The sequence below is a fragment of the Zhengella sp. genome (genome assembly GCF_041397485.1).
In the GTDB taxonomy this organism is placed as follows: domain Bacteria; phylum Pseudomonadota; class Alphaproteobacteria; order Rhizobiales; family Rhizobiaceae; genus Zhengella.
Genome location: NZ_JAWKWO010000001.1, coordinates 419836 through 438836, shown reverse-complemented (window position 1 = coordinate 438836; position 19001 = coordinate 419836). Strand labels below are relative to the sequence as shown.

The window sequence follows — 19001 nt, the reverse complement described above, 5'->3', positions numbered from 1 at the left end:
ATATCAGGCGTCCCAGCGCCGTGCGGCCGCGTCATCGGCCTCCTTGGCGTCCACCCAATGCCCCGACGATCCGTCGGCCAGATGCTCCTTCTTCCAGAAAGGCGCCCGCGTCTTCAGGTAGTCCATCAGGAAGGAGGCCGCATCGAAGGCTGCCTGGCGGTGCGCCGATGCGGCGACAACAAGCACGATCTGCCCGCCCGGCTCGATCCTGCCGAACCTGTGAATGGCGGTCAGGCCGGTCAGCGGCCAGCGTTCGATGGCCTGCGCCGCGATGCGCGCGATCTCGGCTTCGGCCATGCCCGGATAATGCTCCAGTTCCAGCGCGGAAAGCTTGCCGGCCTCGTCTCGGCAATAACCGGTAAAGGTGACGACGGCACCCACGTCTCCGAGCCCCGCTGCCAGGCGAGCAACTTCCGACTGAATGTCGAAATCCTCCCGCTGGATGCGCACCAGCGGCTCAACTGCGCCAGCCATGGCGTCAGCCTCCGGTCATCGGCGGGAACAGCGCGATCTCGAAGGGCGTGCCGATTTTCTCCGAATGGTGCACGTGCTCCATGTCCAGCGCCACGCGTATGGCATCGGAATGTTCCAGCGCTCCGGCATATTCCGGCCCGCGCGTCTTCAGCCAGTCGAGCAGATCGCGCACCGTGACGACCTCCGCCGGCAGGTCGATATCCTCGCTCTCCTTGCCGATGCGTTCGCGCACCCAGGCGAAATAGACGAATCTCATGGCTGCTGGTCCTCCGCCGTTCGGGTTGTCTCAATCGTCGATCATGTGTTTCAGGCCGGCCCGGAAATAGTCGTAGCCGGTGTAAAGTGTGACGATGGCCGATATCCAGAGAAGGGCAAGGCCTGTCTCGGTCGTGTAGGGCAGAACCTTGTCGCCCGCCGGACCCGCCAGCAGGAAGCCGATGGCGAGAAGCTGGATCGTGGTCTTCCACTTGGCCAGCGTCGTGACCGGCACGGAAACCTTCAGTTCCGCCAGATATTCGCGCAGGCCCGAGACCAGGATTTCGCGGCACAGGATGATGATGGCCGCCCAGAGCGACCAGCCGGCAATGGTCTTGTCGGTATCGGCGGCAAGCAGCAGCAGGCATGTTGCCACCAGAAGCTTGTCGGCGATCGGGTCGAGCATGCGGCCGATATTGGATGTCTGCTTCCAGGCGCGCGCCAGGTAGCCGTCGAAGAAGTCGGTGATCGAGGCCGCTGCGAAAATGGCGAAGGCTGCCCAGCGGGCGAAGTCGCTCGATTGCAGCCGGCCCTCGATGAAGAAACACAGGACAATGGCCGGCACGGCCAGGATCCGGCCGTAGGTCAATATGTTCGGAAGGGAGAACGCGCGCGATGCCATGAAGCCAGTTTCCAGTCTTGAGCCGCGACAGTCAAACCAGAAGGAGGGCCCGCCGGTCAACCGCGTTTGCGACGCTTCCCTGGCTGGTTGCCGGCCGGATCAGCCTTTTTCGTGAAAATGGTTGTAGATTGTCTGCGCCGTCTGTTCCGAAATGCCGTCCACGGCCATCAGGTCTTCCAGAGCGGCGCGCGAGACCGCCTTGGCGGTGCCGAAATGGTGCAGCAGGGCGCGCTTGCGCGCCGGGCCGATACCGGCGATCTCGTCGAGCGGGTTCTTCACCATTTCCTTCTTGCGCCGCGCCCGGTGCGAGCCGATGGCGAAGCGGTGCGCCTCGTCGCGAAGGCGCTGCACGAAATACAGCACGGGATCGCGGGGCGGCAGCGAGAAATCCGGCTTGCCTTCCATGTGGAAACGTTCGCGCCCGGCATCGCGGTCCGCCCCCTTGGCCACGCCGATGGCGGTCACCGCCTGCGCCACGCCCAGGTCTTCGAGAATGGCGCGCACGGCGCTCATCTGGCCCTTGCCGCCGTCGATCAGGATCAGATCGGGCCAGGCAGGGAAGGCTGCATCCTCGTCCGCTTCGCCGCCCGGATTGCTGGCGGCGGCCTCGGCGGCGCGGTCGGGAATGCCGTGTTCCTTGACCAGCCGGGAAAAGCGCCGGCGCATCACCTCGCGCATCATGCCGAAATCGTCGCCCGGCGTCAGTTCCTCGTCCTTGATGTTGAACTTGCGGTACTGGTTCTTCACGAAGCCTTCCGGCCCGGCCACGATCATGCCGCCCACGGCATTGGTGCCCATGATGTGGGAATTGTCGTAAACCTCGATGCGGCGCGGCACCGACGGCAGGCTGAACGTCTCCGCCAGCCCCTTCAGCAGGCGCGCCTGGGAGGATGTCTCGGCCAGCCGCCGTCCCAGCGCCTCGCGCGCATTCTGCACCGCGTGATCGACCAGATCCTTCTTTTCGCCGCGCTGCGGCACGCTCACCTGCACACGGTGCCCGGCTTTCGCCGTCAGCGCTTCGGCCAGCAGCGCCTGCTCCTCCACTGCCTCCGACAGCAGGATCAGCCGCGGCAAGGGCTTGTCGTCGTAGAATTGCGCAAGGAAGGCGCCCAGCACTTCCGCGGCTTCCAGCGCCGGGTCCGCCTTCGGGAAATAGGCGCGGTTGCCCCAGTTCTGTCCGGTTCGGAAGAAGAAGACCTCCACGCAGGTCTGCCCGCCGTCCTGGTGGATGGCGAATATGTCCGCTTCTTCCGTGTTCTGCGCGTTGATGCCCTGGTGGCTCTGCACATGGGACAGCGCAGACAGGCGGTCGCGATAGATCGCGGCGCGTTCGAAATCGAGGTCCTCGGCCGCCTGTTGCATCGCCCCGGCCATCTGCGCCTTCACCGTCTGCGACTTGCCGGAAAGGAAGGCCTTGGCCTCGGCCACAAGCCGCAGGTAGTCGGCCTCGCCGATCTCGCCCGTGCATGGCCCGGCACAACGCTTGATCTGGTAGAGCAGGCAGGGCCGCGTGCGGCTGTCGAACACCGAATCGGAGCAGGTTCGCAGCAGGAAGGCCCGCTGCAGTGCATTGATGGTGCGCCCCACGGCGCCGGCGGAAGCAAACGGGCCGAAATAGTCGGCCGCGCGCGAGCGGGCGCCGCGATGCTTGAAGATGCCGGGCGAGGCGTGGTTCTTCGTCAGCACGATATAGGGAAACGACTTGTCGTCGCGCAGCAGCACGTTGAAGCGCGGCCGCAACCGCTTGATCAGATTGGCTTCCAGCAGCAGCGCTTCGGTTTCGGTGCGCGTGACGATGAACTCCATCGTCGCGGTCTCGGCGATCATCCGCGTGATGCGGTTGGAATGGCCGCGCCCCTGCGCATAGTTGGAGACGCGCTTCTTGAGGCTGCGTGCCTTGCCGACATAGAGCACGTCCCCGGCCGCATTCATCATCCGGTAGACGCCGGGACTGTTGGGCAGATGCTTCACGTAAAGCTGGATCGCCTCGGCCCCTGTCGCCCCCTGCAATTCCACATGCGAATCGGACCATTCGATGGCCGAAAGCAGGGCGGCCGCGCCGTCGCCGGCATCCGCCATGGGCTCGGCCTCGTCGGCAAGGTCGTCAGTCTCCGCGTCCAGCCGCGGATCGAAACCGGCAATGTCGTCCATTCCGGCGGCCTTGCGCCCGCCGGTCATTCCGCGATTCCCGCCACATCAGGCGTTTCCCAAGCCAGGTGCTGGCCACCGTCCAGCGCCACGATCTGGCCTGTCACCGAAGGGGTTTCCCACATCCAGCGGATGGTCGCACCAAACTCCTCCAGCGCAGGGCCGCGTTTCAGGATCAGCCCGTCGACCTGGCGGTCGAAGTCAGCCTGGCTCTGCCGCTCGTTCGGCAGGGTCGGTCCGGGACCGATGGCATTGACCCGGATGCGCGGCGCCAGCGCCTGCGCCATGGTGCGCGTGGCTGTCCACAGCGCCGATTTCGACAGCGTGTAGGAATAGAAGCGCGGCGTCAGCGAAAGCACGCGCTGGTCGATCATGTTGACGATGAGCCCTTCCGCGCCGTCCGGAAGCCGTTCGCCCATGGCACGGGCGATGAGCGATGGCGCTTTCAGGTGAACCGCGAAATGCCGTTCGAACTGGTCGAGGTCGAAATCGGTCACGCAATCGTCCTGGAAGACCGACGCGTTGTTGACTGCCAGCGTCACCGGGCCGAGCGCCGCCTCGGCCTTTGCCACCAGTCCCGCCGCTGCGCCCGCATCTTCGAGATCGGCGCCAATGGCGGCGGCTTGCCCGCCCTGCGACCGGATCGCCTCGGCCAGCGCCTCCGCGTCACCCGGCGAGCTGTTGTAGTGGACGGCGACCGCAAACCCGTGCGCGGCCAGGTCGCGCGCGATGGCCGCGCCGATGCGCCGCGATCCGCCGGTGACGAGTGCCGTTCCCCGCTGCTCCATGATGCCTGTCCTCAACTGATGAAAATCGACCATGTATAGGCGGCATAGGCAAGCACCATGACTACCCCGATGATCCGGCCGGCCGACATGCGGGCATAGGCCAGCAGGGCGAGGATCAGCGTCGTCGCAGCCATGACCCAATTGTCGATGGCGATGATGCGATCCGACACGGACAGCGGCACGATCATGCCGGTGATCCCCAGGATGCACATGATGTTGAACAGGTTGGAGCCGACCACATTGCCCATGGCGACAGCCGTTGAGCCGCGCAGCACCGCGGTCAGCGTGGTTGCCAGTTCCGGCAGCGACGTGCCGACGGCGACGATGGTCAGGCCGATCGCCTCGTCCGAAACGCCGAAGGCGCGGGCAATGTCGCTGGCGCCCATGACGGTGAGTTGCGCACCCACCGGCAGGCCGATCAGGCCGCCGACAATGGAAAGCCCGATCCGGTACTTGTCATGCGGTGCCTCGCCGATTTCCTCGTGATAGTCGTCTTGCGGTTCCCTGCGGGCCCGCGCCATGTGGATCTGCCAGCCGATATAGGCGGCAAGCATGGCGAACAGGACCAGCCCTTCCAGGCGCCCGACGATGCCGTTCATCGACATCCAGAAATAGACGGCGGTCACGCCCAGCATGACGGTCATGTTGCGCCGGAGGCCCGGTTCGGTGGCAGCCAGCGGCGCAATGAGTGCCGGCAGGCCGATGACCAGCAGCACATTGGCGACGTTCGATCCGACCACGTTTCCGATGGCAATGCCCGGAGACCCGGACAGCGCGGCTTGTGTCGAAATGAACAGCTCCGGCGCGGACGTACCGAACGCGACCACGGTCAGGCCGATGACGAGAGGCGAAATACCGAGATTCTCAGCCAGGCCGACAGAACCGCGCACCAGGTAGTCGCCGGCAAACACCAGCAGGACGAGCCCCGCCGCCAGAATGAAAAAGCTGAGAATCATGGAACATCCAAAGGAACGGCAATTGCCGGCTCTATATAGGCGCCGCTCCCGGACCCTCCAACCCCGAGCGCCGATTTGTCGTCCTGTTGCGCGAACAACACATCGCTTTTTTGCCGCATTGAGGCCGGGAAATCTCCTCCTTCCCGGTCTCCTTAGAACAAATTCGCAGATGAGATTGCCCCTGTCCGGCGAGGGGACATCCCGCGCTTGCCTCCCATGCGGGAGCCGGTGCCGGGCCCACAGGAACACTGCCGTCGGCGTTGCGTTTGTACGGCGGCAAAGGAGAAAGACAATGACCATGAAAATCATCTCGACCCGCACGGCGGCTCTGGCCGCCGGTATCGCGTTCGGCGCAATGGCAACGCCGGTCTTTGCGGCCGATGCCATCAGCGAGGCTCCGCCGGCACCGCCCGCCGCCCCGGTCTATGAAGAAGCTCCCGCTGGCTGGGAAGGCGGTTATGCCGGTATTACCGGCTCCTACGCCACCGGCAGCGCCGACCATTCGCAGGCAGCGCCGAACGGCCATGACATCGACGGCTATCGCGCCGGCGCCTTTGGCGGCTTCAACATGCAGAACGGCCAGTTCGTCTACGGTCTCGAAGGCGACGTTTCCGGCGGCAACGTGGATGGCCGCAATGCCACCAACAGCCTCGAATCCAATGTCGATGGCTCCTTGCGGGCCCGCGCCGGCGTCGCGTTGAACGATCGCGCACTGGTTTACGGCACCGCCGGTGCGGCTGCTGCGCAGCTCGAGGCCACCGAAGGCGGTGTTTCCGATACCGAAACCGCGATCGGCTGGACGGCTGGCGCCGGTGTCGATGTGAAGGTGACCGAGAACGTGTTTGCGCGCGGTGAATACCGCTACACGGACTACGGCTCGCATACCTTCCAGACCGGTTCCGGCGCCAACTCCGTTGACGCGAACGAAAACCGCTTCACCGTCGGTCTTGGCCTGAAGTTCTGATCGCTGGCCACGATCGTTGACGAAAGCCCGGGATGCAGCCTGCATCCCGGGCTTTTTGCCTTGGTGAAGGGCAACAGGTCAGTTGCTGGGCGCCAGCGCCGCCAGTTCGGGATATTTCTCGTCGAACTTCGCGGCCCATCGGACCAGCTTGGACCGCCCGCGTTCCCACTTGCCTTCAAACCGCAGGGCCGCGTAGCCAAGTGCCGCGCGCAAGGCCAGATGCCCGCCATTCAGCTTGCCGCTCAGCCGCGGCGGATTGGCATTGAAATGGTCGAGCGCGCGCGTCGCCTTGCTCCATTGCTTGTCGAGCCACGGCTGGTGGACGAGTTCCTCGGGCCGGAACCGGCGCTCGTAGACATGGGCCAGAAGTGCGTCCATCAGTCCGTCAGCCGTGGCTTCGGTCACTTCCGCGTCCGTGCGTTTGGCCGCATTGGTCGGAAAGATGCTGTTGCGTTTCTCGCGGTTGATGAATTGCAGGATCATGGCGCTGTCATGGACCGCGCGTCCATCGTCGGTGAGCAGGACCGGGATCTTCCCCAGCGGGTTGTTGCCCGTCAGCAGGTCGGGCTTGGCATTGGTGTCGACGACAACCGCATCCAGATCGTAGCCGGCAAGCGCGGCAGCCATGCGCACCTTGGCGGAATAGGGCGAGGCAGGTGAATAAAGCAGTTTCGGCATGAAGACGTCCTCGTTGGCGATTGCGATAGGTCTACTGTTTTCGTGGCATGGCAAGACGCGGCGTCCGGCAGCCGGCGCTGTCCACCGCGGGGCAGGCGATGAAGTCGAGCGAGCGGTCAAGGCAGATCCGCACCTCGCGCATCAGCCGCCCGTCGCAGGCCACCGCGATCTCGTCCGCATCCAGGCCCCGGTTGGTCCGGATGAAGGCGTTTTCCACTTCTTTCGGACTGATCGTGCCACCGCCGATCCCCCGCGGAATGCGCACCCGCTCCCGCGCCTGCCGCGTCAGGTCGAAATAGCCGCGCTGCGACAGCCCCGAACAGGTGCCATGCTTGCGCCATTCATGGGCGGCCAGCCCGTCGCTCGGAAACAGGTCGCGCACGGAGGAAAGCAACTGGCGCGGCACACGGTCCGGCTCATCGGAGCGGCAATGGGCGGGATAGCCCTTGTCCTTCTGGGGCCACAGTCCGTGCACGACAAATCCGGTCGGCCCGCCCGGCCCGCATTGCCGGCGGTCGGCCCTGTCGCCCTCCGCCGCGCAGTAGGACGGCGACCATGACAGGGCGAGCACGTAGAAATCGAACCCCTCCGGTGCCAAGGAGGCACTCGCCGCGGTTGTTGTCCGGTCCACGCCGGCATCGCTGCATCCGCCCAGCAGCGCGGCCAGCAGGGCCGTGGCGGCGGTCAGCCGGAACTGCATGCCGGCCTCAGCGGACCACGCGGCACCATCCGTTATAGACCTTCCAGCGGTCGAACCCGGCGACGCAGAACTGCACCCCGTCTCCCAGCTTGCCGGCAAAGCCCATGCCGTCCTCGATCATGTACCAGACCGAGCGCCGATGCCCGTCGGACATCTGCGCGGTGGCCTTGCAATAGCGCCGCGAGATCATCGTGTGCGTGGCCTTGGACGCCGGCACGAGGTAGCGCTCATGGACGCGATGGAAGGACAGGATCTTCACGTCGGGCAGGTGCGGAACATGCCGGACCTGGTAATCGAACTTGCGCGAGATGGTCTTGAGCACGCGGGCATCGTCGCACCGCGCATCGAAGCCGATGAAGTCGAACGCCTGTGCCGGCGCGCCGAAGGCGGCAGCAAGCAGGATCGCGCTGATGAGTTTCGTGGCCATACGGAACATGGATGCGCCTCGCTTTGAGAAAATAAGGGCCGGACCAGAGTCGCAGGCAGTTTGGAATCCCGCCATTCAGGGGTCAAGCCGCAGTTGCATGCCCGGGCGTCGTCCCGCGCCGATTCACTCGCCGGCAAGCCAGTCGGCCGACCAGCGCGCCTTGCCGTCCTCTGCCACCAGCGGGGCGATGGCGGGCAGCAGCGTCCGCATTTCGCTCTCAAGGGTGAAGGGCGGATTGACGACGACCATGCCGGAGCCGTCGAGGCGGGCCTCCGCCGAGGGCGCGCGAATCGACAAGGTGATGTCGAGGATTTTCGCAATGCCGGACGAGGCAAGGGCGGCACGGAAGGCGTTGACGGCCCTTCGGTCCTTGACGGGATACCAGAGCGCATAGGTGCCGCCGGGCCAGCGCTTGTATCCGGTTTCGAGCGCGTCCACGAGACGGCTGAAATCGCCCTCTTTCTCGAACGGCGGATCGATGACGACGAGGCCGCGCTTTTCCTTCGGCGGCAATTGCGCTCCGGGCGCCAGCCAGCCGTCCAGTTCGATCACCCGCACCTGGAAGTCGCCGGCAAACAGGGCCTTGAGCGCCTGCGCATCCTGCGGATGCAGTTCGATGGCGGTCAGCCGGTCCTGCTTGCGAAGGAGCGAGCGGACGAGAAAAGGCGAGCCGGGATAACGCGTTATGCCGCCATCCGGATTCACCGCGCGAACCGTCTCGAGCAGGGGGGCGAGAAGCCCGGATGCCTCCGCCGGCAGGCCGGCGGACAGGATGCGCCCGATTCCCCCCTGCCATTCGCCCGTTTTCTGCGCCGCCTCGCTCGTCAGGTCATAGAGCCCTGCGCCGGCATGGGTGTCGATGACGCGGAATGCCTTGTCCTTGCCCTTGAGATACGCCACGATCCGCGCCAGCACGGCATGCTTGAGAAGATCGGCGAAATTGCCTGCGTGGTAGATGTGGCGATAATTCATGTCCGCTTTGCACCTGTTCCGGTGATGGATGCCATCACCGCTTTTCATGCATACCCGCCTACACCGGCCATGCGCTTTCGGCTAGTGTGGCGGTATGAACCAGCACATTCCCGTTCGCATCGGCCACTCGGCCTGCCCGCACGATTGCCCCTCCACATGCGCCCTCGACGTCGAGATCGGGGCGGATGGCCGCATTGGCCGCGTCCATGGCGCCAGGGGGAATTCCTACACCGCCGGCGTCATCTGCGCCAAGGTGGCCCGCTATGCCGAGCGCATCCATCATCCGGAACGGCTGACCCGGCCGCTGGTGCGCGCAGGCGCGAAGGGCGGCGCGCAGTGGAAGGAGGCAAGCTGGGATGGCGCGCTCGATCTCGTGGCCGAACGGCTGGCCGAAGCCGCGCGGCGCGACGGGTCCGAATCGGTCTGGCCCTATTTTTACGCCGGCACGATGGGCCTGGTGCAGCGTGACGGAATCCACCGCCTGCGCCACGCCATGAAATGGTCCGGGCAGTTCGATTCCATCTGCACCAACCCCGCATGGACCGGGTTTGTTGCCGGCACGGGCGCGCTGCGCGGCCCGGATCCGCGCGAGATGGCCAAGGCCGATTGCGTTGTCATCTGGGGCACCAATGCGGTGGCCACGCAAGTCAACGTGATGACCCACGCGGTCAGGGCGCGCAAGGAGCGCGGCGCGAAGATCGTCGTCATCGACATTTACGACAATCCGACCGTCAGGCAGGCCGACATGGGTCTTGTGCTGAAGCCCGGCACCGATGCCGCCCTGGCATGCGCGGTCATGCATGTCGCCTTCCGCGATGGCTACGCGGATCGCGAATATCTCAATGAATTCAGCGATGATCCGGCCGGCCTTGAATCACATCTTCAATCGCGCACGCCGCAATGGGCCGCGGCCATCACCGGGCTATCGGTCGCCGAGATCGAGGCTTTCGCCCGGCTCGTGGGAAGCACGAAGCGCAGCTATTTCCGCCTAGGCTACGGCTTCACGCGCTCGCGCAACGGAACGGTGGCCATGCATGCCGCCGCGTCGCTGGCGACGGTGCTCGGAAGCTGGAAACACGAGGGCGGCGGCGCCTTCCATTCCAATTCCGGCATATTCCGGCTCGACAATGGCGAGATCACCGGCACGAAACTGATGGACCCGAAGATCCGCCATCTCGACCAGTCGAAGATCGGCCGTGTCCTGACCGGTGATGAAGCGAGCCTGAACGGAGGGCCGCCGGTGGGGGCGCTCTTCATCCAGAACACCAACCCGGCCAATGTCGCGCCCGAACAGCGCAAGGTGATCGCGGGGCTGATGCGCGACGACCTCTTCGTCTGCGTGCACGAGCAGTTCATGACGGATACCGCGAAACTGGCCGATGTGGTGCTGCCCGCAACCATGTTCATGGAGCATGACGACATCTATCGCGGCGGCGGCAACCAGCACATCATTCCCGGTCCGAAACTCGTCGATCCGCCGGAAGGGCCGCGCTCCAACCATTTCGTCATCAACGAACTGGCGAAACGCCTTGGCGTCGCTCACTTGCCGGGTTTCGGCAAGACGGAGCGCGAACTGATCACCGCCATGCTGCAGAAGCGCGGTCTCGGCACCTACGAGGATCTGTGCGAGCGCCGCTGGGCCGACATGCAGCCGTCCTTCGAGGAAAGCCACTACCTGAACGGCTTTGCCTTTCCCGATGGCAGGTTCCGCTTCCGGCCGGACTGGACAGGCACGATCGCGCCGAACAGGCCGCCGAAATCGGTGGGACTGCTGGGTCCGCATGGCGACCTGCCAGCCTTCCCGGATCATTTCACGGCCATCGAGTCGGCCGACGAAGCCCATCCCTTCCGCCTTGCCACGTCGCCGGCGCGCCAGTTCCTCAATTCCACCTTCACCGAAACGCCCGGCTCCAGCCAGCGCGAAGGCCGGCCGGAACTGATGCTTCATCCGGACGATGCGGCGGCCTTGGGCATAGCCGATGGCGCGCGTGTCGAGATCGGCAATGCGCGCGGCGAGGTGGTCCTGCACGCCCGCCTTTCTGAAGGCGTGAAGCGCGGCGTGGTGATCGCGGAGGGCATCTGGCCCAATTCCGCCCACGAGCGTGGCGAGGGCATCAACGTGCTGACAGGGGCCGATTCCGTCGCGCCCTATGGCGGCGCGGCCTTCCATGACACGAAGGTGTGGCTGAGGGCGGCGTGACACGTCTCACGGCTGGCGCCCGTCGAGCACCTGTGCGCGAAACGCATCCAGAAACGCAGCGACCTTGCCCGATCCCTGGCAGAAGGTTTGCAATGGCGAGGCCACAGGCACGCTCACGATATTCTCCAGCGCGCCATAGAGCGAAGCATCCAGGGAACAGGGCTGGTCCCCGAAAAAGAACGGTCCGTCCATGGCCGTCTCGATGGCCTGGAGATCGCTCACACCGAAACGGGCGATTTCATCTGCCGGGTGGCGGCCCAGTCCCTGTCCTTTCAGGTCGCGGGCGATTCGGCGAACCAGCATGGGAAAGACGAAGCGGCGTACCGGCCACGGCGCCTTGCCGAAAAACAGGTCGCAGGTTGTTTCCCGCGCCATGATCCAGCGCGAGTGAACCAGGGCGAAATAGAGATGTTCCTCCAACATGCGGCGGAACGCCATTGCGATCGCGCGTTGCCGGCCACTGAGACGGCCATCGAAATCAACGCCTTTCACGTCTTCCAGATAGCGCTGGATGAGGCTTGAATCGGCAATGGTCCGGCTGCCGTCGACCAGCACCGGCAGCTTGCCCGTCGGGCTCTTCATCGGCAGGCCGGGCCTGGTTTCGAATTCCAGCCCCGACATGGCCAGAAGCGCCTCGGCCTTGAGCCCGAAGGGAGAGGGGCAGCGCACACCGCCTGCGGGTGCGAAGGTAAGCAATTGGAGCATGTCCGCCGATCCGTTCACTGGTGAAACGATGTCGCGATAGCATGCCCATGCTGACAGCCTGTTGTCAGCAGGCAAGGCGGCGGTTTGCGCTTCAGGTCCGGAAAATCGCCTTGCCGTCGCCGCCCATGCGCACCTCGCCGCGTGCCACCATCGCCAGCGCCCTTGGATAGGTGGCGTGCTCGGCTTCCAGCACGCGGGCGGCCAGCGTTTCTTCGGTGTCGCCCGTTTCCACGGGCACGGCCGCCTGCGCGATGATCGGGCCGCCATCCATGTCCGGCGTGACGAAATGGACGGTGCAGCCGTGAACCCGCACACCGGCGTCCAGCGCCCGCTGATGCGTATCCAGCCCCTTGAACAGCGGCAGCAAGGCAGGGTGGATGTTGATCATGCGTCCCTGCCAGGCGCGCACGAAATCCGGGGTGAGCAGACGCATGTAACCGGCCAGCGCCACGATCTCGACATGCGCCTCGCGCAGCGCCGCGTCGATGGCCGCGTCATGGGCCTTGCGGCTGCCATGGTCGCGATAGGCGATGACCCTGGTCTCGATGCCGGCCTGGCGCGCGGTTTCAAGCCCCTTGGCATCCGCCTTGTTGGAAACGACAAGAACGATCTGCGCGGGAAAGGCCGGATCCATCGCAGCGCCGATCAGCGCCGTCATGTTGGAGCCGCGCCCGGAAATGAGCACGGCGGTGCGCTTGCGCGAAGACGTGGTCACAGGTCGAGCGTCCCGGAATAGATGACGCCCTGGTCCCGGCGCGGCACGATCCGGCCGATGATTTCCACGTGCTCGCCCTCGCGCTGAAGCACGGCGATGGCCTGCGCGGCCTGGTCGGCCTCGACCACGGCCACCATGCCGACGCCGCAATTGAAGGTGCGCAGCATTTCGCGCGCGGCCACGCCGCCCTGTTCCGCCAGCCACGAAAAGACCGCAGGCACCTCGAAGGCGTCGAGGTCAATCTCGGCGGCAAAATGCTCCGGCAGCACGCGCGGGATGTTCTCGGTGAACCCGCCGCCCGTGATGTGGGCCAGTGCCTTGATGGCGCCGACTTCGCGGATCGTCTCCAGCAGCGGCCTGACATAGATGCGCGTCGGCTCCAGCAGCGCTTCGCCCAGCGACTTGCCATCGGCGAACGGCGCTGGATCGGACCATGAAAGCCCGCTCTTCTCAACGATCTTGCGCACCAGCGAATAGCCGTTGGAATGCACGCCCGACGAGGCAAGGCCAAGGATGAGATCGCCTTCCATCACATGGCCCGAGGGCAGCAGCGCGCCGCGCTCGGCCGCGCCCACGGCGAAACCCGCGAGGTCATAATCGCCGCCCGCATACATGCCCGGCATTTCGGCGGTCTCGCCGCCGATCAGCGCGCAACCGGCCTGGCGGCAGCCTTCCGCGATGCCCGCCACGATGGCCGCGCCCTGGTCCGGGTCCAGCTTGCCGGTCGCGAAATAGTCCAGGAAGAACAGCGGCTCGGCGCCCTGCACAACGAGATCGTTGACACACATGGCCACCAGGTCGATGCCGACCGTGTCATGCTTGTCCGCACCGATGGCGATCTTCAGCTTGGTGCCGACACCGTCATTGGCCGCCACCAGCACCGGGTCGGTGAAGCCGGCCGCCTTGAGATCGAACAGACCGCCAAAGCCGCCGATCTCGCCATCGGCGCCCGGGCGGCGGGTGGAGCGCACCATGGGCTTGATCTTCTCCACCAGGCTGTTGCCGGCGTCGATATCGACACCTGCATCGGCATAGGAAAGGCCGTTCTTCTTCTCGCTCATGGCGTCTTCCGCGATTGTTGGCGTGTAGAGCCCGCTCTTGGCATGAAACGGGGCAGGGCCGCAAGAACGGCCGCGCGGCAGCGGTGGCGCCGAAGGCCCGTTTTCCCGCGGTTTCGCGTCTTCGCTCCACCCGGCTTGCCAAGCGGCCTGTGGACGCCCACATTTCAGCCATGCGCAATAAACGGCGGGCACCCGCGTGACCATACCCAATATCATCACAGTGCTGCGCTTCCTGCTTGTGCCCTTCATCATCAACGCCATGCTGGAAGGCGAGATGATGCTGGCGCTGGCCGGCTTCGTGCTGGCCGGCATTTCCGACGGTGTGGACGGCTTCATCGCCCGCCACTTCGATCAGCGATCCGAACTGGGCGCCTATCTCGACCCGCTGGCCGACAAACTCCTGCTTGTCAGCGTCTTTGTCGTGCTCGGCTTCATCGGCGAACTGCCCCAATGGCTCGTCATCGGCATTGTCAGCCGCGATGCGATGATCGTTGGCGCTGTCACGCTGTCGGCGGTCATGGGGCATCCGGTCCAGGTCAAGCCGCTCTTCGTTTCGAAGGCGAACACGCTTGCCCAGATTCTCCTCGCCATCGTGGCCCTGGGCGAAATGGCGTTCGCGCCGGGGCCGGAATGGCTGCGCTCCGGCCTCATCACCGTGACCGCGCTCTTGACCGGCGCTTCCGCCGCGGCCTATCTGTTCACCTGGCTCCAGCACATGAGCGGAAATGGCGCGCGCGAAGAAGACAACTGATATCGACGCCGAGGACGCGGCGGCTGCACAGGCCGGCGCCGCGCTGCGCCGTCAGGCCGTCTTCTGGCTGCTCTTCTTCGTTGCCTTTCTCGGTTTTCTCTATGTCTTCCGCTCCATCCTGCTGCCCTTCGTCGCCGGCATGGCGCTGGCCTATTTCCTCGATCCGGTGGCGGACCGGCTGGAAAGGATGGGCCTTTCGCGCCTGACCGCGACCATTGTCATTCTGGTGGGCTTCATCGTCGCTTTCCTGCTGGCGCTGATGGTCGTGGTGCCGGTGCTGGCCACCCAGTTGACCGGTTTCATCGAGCGTTTGCCTTCGCTCGTCGCCAGCTTGCAGAACCTGATCGGCAATTTCGATCCCGAATGGATCAGGCGCGTTCTCGGCACCGATCCGCAAGGCATCCGCGAAGGCGTGAACACGCTTCTGACTCAGGGCGCGGGCTTTCTTTCCACGCTCGCGCAGTCGATCTGGAGTTCCGGCAAGGCGCTGGTCGACATCGCAGGCCTGTTCGTCGTCACACCCGTTGTCGCCTTCTACATGCTGCTGGACTGGGACCACATGGTTGCCCGTGTCGATGGCTGGATCCCGCGCGATCATCTGGGCGCCGTGCGCGAGATCGCGCGTGACATCGATTCCGCGGTTGCCGGCTTCATCCGCGGGCAGGGCACGGTCTGCCTGGCGCTCGGCATCTTCTATGCCATCGGCCTGACGGCGGTCGGCCTCAACTTCGGTCTGCTGATCGGCCTTGTCGCCGGACTGATCTCCTTCATCCCCTATATCGGATCGCTGGTCGGCCTTGCCGTTTCGATCGGCGTGGCGCTGGTGCAGTTCTGGCCGGACTGGATCTGGATCGCTGCCGTCGCGGCGGTCTTCTTCTCCGGGCAGTTCCTCGAAGGCAACATCCTTCAGCCGAAACTGGTAGGCGACCGTGTCGGCCTGCATCCGGTCTGGCTGATGTTCGCCCTGTTCGCCTTCGGCATGCTGTTCGGCTTTGTCGGCCTCCTGATCGCGGTTCCCGCAGCCGCAGCCGTTGGCGTGATCGCCCGTTTCGGCCTCAAATCCTACCTTGCCAGCCCGGTCTACCGGGGGCATTCGCCGGTGGCGGGCCGGGATGGCGAAGGCTGACCGGCCATGACAGCCGCACGCGATGATTCCCCGCGGCAATTGCCGCTCGATCTTGCCCTTGAGCCCGGCCGCTCGCGCGACGAACTGGTGGTCAGTCCCTCCAATGCGCAGGCCGTCGCACTCGTCGACAACTGGCCGGATTGGCCCTCGCCGGTCGTCGTGCTGGCCGGTCCGGCAGGCGCGGGCAAATCGCATATCGCCGCGATCTGGCAGGACATGGCGGGTGCCGTCGCGCTCCGCCCGGACAGGCTGGATGCGGCGAGCCGTGAACGCGCGCTCGCTGCCGGCGCCGTGCTCGTTGACGATGCGGACGAGCCGGGGCTCGATGAGACCGGCCTGTTCCACCTGATCAACGACGTGCGCGGCTGTGGCGCGCGGCTGCTGCTCGCCGCGCGGCTTTTCCCGGGCGCCTGGGGCGTGCGGCTTCCCGATCTGGCCTCGCGCCTGAAGGCCGCAACCACGGTGGAAATCGGTGAGCCGGACGAGGATCTGCTGGAAGGCGTCATCACCAAGCTGTTTGCCGACCGCCAGATCCTGGTCGATCCGGGCGTGGTCAGTTTCCTGGTGCGCCGGATCGAGCGGTCGCTGGCATCGGCCTGCGCCGTGGTGGACGCAATGGACAAGGCATCGCTTGAACGGCACAGCCGGATCACGCGCCATCTGGCCGGCCAGGTGATCGACAGGATGGACGACCGGCAGGGCCGCTTCGATCTTTGAGGCGCGCGACATGCGAAAGCGGTTGCGTCCCAGGCGTGGTCCGTGTATCCGGCTTCTCGTTCGGAGCGTAGCGCAGTCTGGTAGCGCATCTGGTTTGGGACCAGAGGGTCGCAGGTTCAAATCCTGCCGCTCCGACCAGTTCCCCCGCAAAGCCGGCCTGTTTCTTCGCCTTGATGTCCGTTGCGGCACAAAAAGGTGTTTACCCGACAAAGCCCCCGCGTATATAGCACTGGCTGACAGGAAGAGGCGGCGCCCCGTGTTCGGCATGGCCCGCCGCTTGACCTGAAGGCTTCAGCAGACCGCGGGGAAACGAGATGAGCGCGCGTATCTACAGTCCGGCCAAGACCGCGATGCAATCGGGAAAGGCCAAGACCGGCCGCTGGATTCTGGAATTCGAACCCGAAGCGCCGCGCAAGATCGATCCGCTGATGGGCTATACCACATCGTCCGACATGAAGAGCCAGATCCGCCTTTCCTTCGAGACGAAGGAAGAGGCGATAGCCTATGCGGAAAAGAACGGCATTGCCTATTCGGTCCGTGAACCGAAGGAAGCCAAGCGCCGCCAGATTTCCTATTCCGACAATTTCCGTTACGACCGGAAAACGCCCTGGACGCACTGAAGACGTCGCCCGCCGGCGGGCGTCATCCGGCCCCTTAGCTCAGCTGGATAGAGCACCGGCCTTCTAAGCCGATGGTCGCAGGTTCGAATCCTGCAGGGGTCGCCATATTCTTTCCGGCCGCTTCGGTGCCGGCGGCCTGCCGCCTGCATTGCGCCGACAGCCAGCCACTTTGGTGGCCGCCCGACATCCCCGCCGCCGCGCCGCGTGCGCGTGAAACCGGGATGGCCGGATCAATCCATTCCCGCGCCACAAGCCGGACCGAGACCATCCAAACAAACGGAATTGCAGACCGCCAGCCCGGCTCAAGCCCTGGCTGCTGTGCTTGTATGGAATAGATTTAGTAAAAACGAAATAAAAAAATTATAATACAAGCAAAATAAAAATATGAATTTCATTTGTCGTATTTTATTGACAATGTAACATGCGGAATTCAGAATATTTAGTACAGGAATTCAATAAGTCGCCCTTATTGAGAAAAAAAGACCCGTTCAATGCGTGTTGTTGGAACGGGTTGGGGTCGGGCTGGGCATTGGTTTGGGAGGCCAATGCCGGTCTGCGGTGCGTTTGGCGCTCAATGAGCATCATTGGTCCCGCCATGAATGCGCGAAAGAAGTCGGTCGAGCCTGATGCAGTCTCGCCGAAGCGAACCAGGCCCGTATCCGTCCGGCATTGCCGGATTTCAACGGGCATTGAGGGATGACAACCAGGGAGGAAATCATGACATTGAGACCGGACCCGACATTCTACCCGTCGGCAAGACTTGCAATGCAGGGACCCACCGAAAAACTCGCATTCACGCTGATGCTCAGCCCTGACGGGTCGCAACCGGACGGCCTGGCTGTTGTTGACGTCGATCCCGGCTCGCAAACCTACGGCCAGATCTTGCACAGCCTGTTCATGCCCTACAAAGGCGACGAGTTTCACCACTTCGGCTGGAATGCGTGTTCTTCGGCCTTGTCGCCGCTCACCGGTCATGCCTTCCTCGAAAGGCGGTATCTGATCATCCCGGGGATTCGGTCTTCGCGCATCTATGTGATCGACGTGAAGGATCCGCTGGACGCGAAGATCCACAAGATCATCGAACCGGAAGAGCTGTTCGAGAAGACCGGCTATTCCCGCCCGCACACGATCCATCGCGGACCGGAAGGCATCTATGTCTCCACGCTTGGAGGCGGCGGCGCGGAGGGCACCGACGGACCGCCCGGCATCTTCATCATGGATTGCCAGACCTTCGAGATCCTCGGCCGCTACGAGATGGACCGCGGCACGCAGGACAAGCACTATGATTTCTGGTGGAATCTGCCGCGCGACTACATGGTCAGCTCGGAATGGGGGTTGCCGCCGCAATATGAAAACGGCCTTGTCCCCGAGGACCTGCTGTCCAACAAGTATGGTCACAGCATCCATTTCTGGGATTTGCGCGGCCGCAAGAACATCCAGACCATCGATCTGGGAGAGAATTACCAGATGGCCCTGGAAATCCGTCCCGCGCATGAGCCGACGCGGCAGTATGGCTTCTGTGGCGTTGTGGTCGATACCAAGACGCTTCAGGGGGCCGTCTTTACATGGTGGCGCAACGAGGATGGCACTTTCGAAGCCAGGAAGACGATCGTCATCGATCCGCAACCCGCATCAGCAGATGAACTTCCGGACCTGCTCAAGGGTTTCGGCGCCGTGCCTCCGCTCGTTACCGATATCGATCTGAGCCTGGACGACCGTTTTCTCTATGTCGCCTGCTGGGGCACCGGGGAAATGCATCAGTACGATGTCACCGATCCCATGAACCCGAAGCTTGTTGGCAAGGTCGAGATCGGCGGTATCGTGAAACGGAAGAAGCATCCCAATGGAAAGACATTCGGCTACGGTCCGCAAATGGTCGAGATCAGCCGTGATGGCAAGCGGGTCTACTGGACCAATTCGCTCTATTCGACTTGGGACGACCAGTTCTATCCCGATGACAGCGGCGCCGCGATGGTGATGGCCCATGTCGGCGAGAATGGTGGACTGACCCTTGCGGAAGACTTCTGGGTCGATTTCCCGCAAGGGTACCGAAGCCACCAGATCCGTCTGGAAGGCGGTGATTGCTCAACCGACAGTTTCTGCTACCCGTCCGTCTGAGGTG

General features: G+C 64.3%; 20 protein-coding genes and 2 tRNA genes. 9 read left to right on the top strand and 13 right to left on the bottom strand.

Going from position 1 to position 19001, the window contains the following annotated elements; genetic code table 11:
• Positions 1-3: 3 nt before the first annotated feature.
• The 6 genes from R3D65_RS01975 to R3D65_RS01950 form a co-directional block, all read right to left on the bottom strand.
• Entirely contained in the window at positions 4-474 is a 471-nt protein-coding gene (locus R3D65_RS01975; RefSeq protein ID WP_371273553.1) for a molybdenum cofactor biosynthesis protein MoaE, read from the bottom strand.
• 4 nt (positions 475-478) lie between these two features.
• Positions 479-730: a molybdopterin converting factor subunit 1 gene (gene moaD / locus R3D65_RS01970; protein WP_371273552.1), complete on the bottom strand. Its 252-nt coding sequence runs from the start codon at positions 728-730 to the stop codon at positions 479-481.
• A 30-nt stretch (positions 731-760) separates the two neighbouring features.
• Positions 761-1351, bottom strand: coding sequence for a CDP-diacylglycerol--glycerol-3-phosphate 3-phosphatidyltransferase (pgsA, locus tag R3D65_RS01965; protein ID WP_371273551.1), 591 nt, complete (start codon positions 1349-1351; stop codon positions 761-763).
• Positions 1352-1450: 99 nt separating this feature from the next.
• A complete protein-coding gene (gene uvrC, locus R3D65_RS01960; RefSeq protein ID WP_371273550.1) occupies positions 1451-3529 on the bottom strand; it encodes an excinuclease ABC subunit UvrC in 2079 nt (692 codons plus the stop codon).
• On the bottom strand, positions 3526-4290 hold the full coding sequence (locus R3D65_RS01955; protein ID WP_371274335.1) for an SDR family oxidoreductase: 765 nt from the start codon (positions 4288-4290) through the stop codon (positions 3526-3528). The genes uvrC and R3D65_RS01955 overlap by 4 nt, the downstream gene beginning before the upstream one ends.
• An 8-nt stretch (positions 4291-4298) precedes the next feature.
• On the bottom strand, positions 4299-5243 hold the full coding sequence (locus tag R3D65_RS01950) for a calcium/sodium antiporter (RefSeq protein ID WP_371273549.1): 945 nt from the start codon (positions 5241-5243) through the stop codon (positions 4299-4301).
• Positions 5244-5535: 292 nt separating this feature from the next.
• Between R3D65_RS01950 and R3D65_RS01945 the strand changes: the two genes are divergently transcribed.
• Positions 5536-6207, top strand: a complete 672-nt coding sequence (locus R3D65_RS01945; RefSeq protein ID WP_371273548.1) for an outer membrane protein — start codon at positions 5536-5538, stop codon at positions 6205-6207.
• A 78-nt stretch (positions 6208-6285) separates the two neighbouring features.
• Here R3D65_RS01945 and R3D65_RS01940 read toward each other — a convergent pair whose 3' ends face one another.
• The 4 genes from R3D65_RS01940 to R3D65_RS01925 all read right to left on the bottom strand — a co-directional run bounded on the left by R3D65_RS01940 (position 6286) and on the right by R3D65_RS01925 (position 8984).
• The gene (locus tag R3D65_RS01940; RefSeq protein ID WP_371273547.1) at positions 6286-6885 is read right to left on the bottom strand and encodes a glutathione S-transferase family protein; all 600 of its coding nucleotides are present in this window, start codon (positions 6883-6885) and stop codon (positions 6286-6288) included.
• A gap of 31 nt (positions 6886-6916) precedes the next feature.
• Entirely contained in the window at positions 6917-7585 is a 669-nt protein-coding gene (locus R3D65_RS01935) for a ribonuclease (protein WP_371273546.1), read from the bottom strand.
• A 7-nt stretch (positions 7586-7592) separates the two neighbouring features.
• Positions 7593-8021 carry a hypothetical protein gene (locus R3D65_RS01930; protein ID WP_371273545.1) on the bottom strand — a complete coding sequence of 143 codons (429 nt, stop codon included), beginning with the start codon at positions 8019-8021 and terminating at the stop codon, positions 7593-7595.
• A gap of 114 nt (positions 8022-8135) precedes the next feature.
• Complete coding sequence (locus tag R3D65_RS01925) at positions 8136-8984, bottom strand: 23S rRNA (adenine(2030)-N(6))-methyltransferase RlmJ (RefSeq protein ID WP_371273544.1); 849 nt, start codon at positions 8982-8984, stop codon at positions 8136-8138.
• Positions 8985-9078: 94 nt separating this feature from the next.
• Between R3D65_RS01925 and R3D65_RS01920 the strand changes: the two genes are divergently transcribed.
• Entirely contained in the window at positions 9079-11184 is a 2106-nt protein-coding gene (locus R3D65_RS01920) for a molybdopterin-dependent oxidoreductase (RefSeq protein ID WP_371273543.1), read from the top strand.
• A gap of 6 nt (positions 11185-11190) precedes the next feature.
• On the opposite strand, the gene R3D65_RS01915 is transcribed toward R3D65_RS01920, so the two are convergent.
• The 3 genes from R3D65_RS01915 to purM all read right to left on the bottom strand — a co-directional run bounded on the left by R3D65_RS01915 (position 11191) and on the right by purM (position 13665).
• Entirely contained in the window at positions 11191-11889 is a 699-nt protein-coding gene (locus tag R3D65_RS01915; protein ID WP_371273542.1) for a glutathione S-transferase family protein, read from the bottom strand.
• Positions 11890-11980: 91 nt separating this feature from the next.
• On the bottom strand, positions 11981-12604 hold the full coding sequence (purN, locus tag R3D65_RS01910) for a phosphoribosylglycinamide formyltransferase (RefSeq protein WP_371273541.1): 624 nt from the start codon (positions 12602-12604) through the stop codon (positions 11981-11983).
• Entirely contained in the window at positions 12601-13665 is a 1065-nt protein-coding gene (gene purM, locus R3D65_RS01905; protein ID WP_371273540.1) for a phosphoribosylformylglycinamidine cyclo-ligase, read from the bottom strand. Before purM ends, purN begins: the two co-directional genes overlap by 4 nt.
• Before the next feature lie 196 nt (positions 13666-13861).
• Between purM and R3D65_RS01900 the strand changes: the two genes are divergently transcribed.
• The 7 genes from R3D65_RS01900 (at position 13862) to R3D65_RS01870 (ending at position 18997) form a co-directional block, all read left to right on the top strand.
• Complete coding sequence (locus tag R3D65_RS01900) at positions 13862-14416, top strand: CDP-alcohol phosphatidyltransferase family protein (protein WP_371273539.1); 555 nt, start codon at positions 13862-13864, stop codon at positions 14414-14416.
• A complete protein-coding gene (locus R3D65_RS01895; protein ID WP_371273537.1) occupies positions 14391-15542 on the top strand; it encodes an AI-2E family transporter in 1152 nt (383 codons plus the stop codon). The genes R3D65_RS01900 and R3D65_RS01895 overlap by 26 nt, the downstream gene beginning before the upstream one ends.
• A 6-nt stretch (positions 15543-15548) precedes the next feature.
• Complete coding sequence (gene hdaA / locus R3D65_RS01890; RefSeq protein ID WP_371273536.1) at positions 15549-16259, top strand: DnaA regulatory inactivator HdaA; 711 nt, start codon at positions 15549-15551, stop codon at positions 16257-16259.
• A 61-nt stretch (positions 16260-16320) separates the two neighbouring features.
• A tRNA-Pro gene (locus R3D65_RS01885) sits at positions 16321-16397 on the top strand.
• A gap of 176 nt (positions 16398-16573) precedes the next feature.
• The gene (locus R3D65_RS01880) at positions 16574-16879 is read left to right on the top strand and encodes an ETC complex I subunit (protein WP_371273535.1); all 306 of its coding nucleotides are present in this window, start codon (positions 16574-16576) and stop codon (positions 16877-16879) included.
• Between the two features lie 28 nt (positions 16880-16907).
• Positions 16908-16984, top strand: a tRNA-Arg gene (locus tag R3D65_RS01875).
• Between the two features lie 612 nt (positions 16985-17596).
• Positions 17597-18997 (top strand): selenium-binding protein SBP56-related protein, encoded by a 1401-nt coding sequence (locus R3D65_RS01870; protein WP_371273534.1) that lies wholly within the window; start codon positions 17597-17599, stop codon positions 18995-18997.
• Positions 18998-19001: the final 4 nt, after the last annotated feature.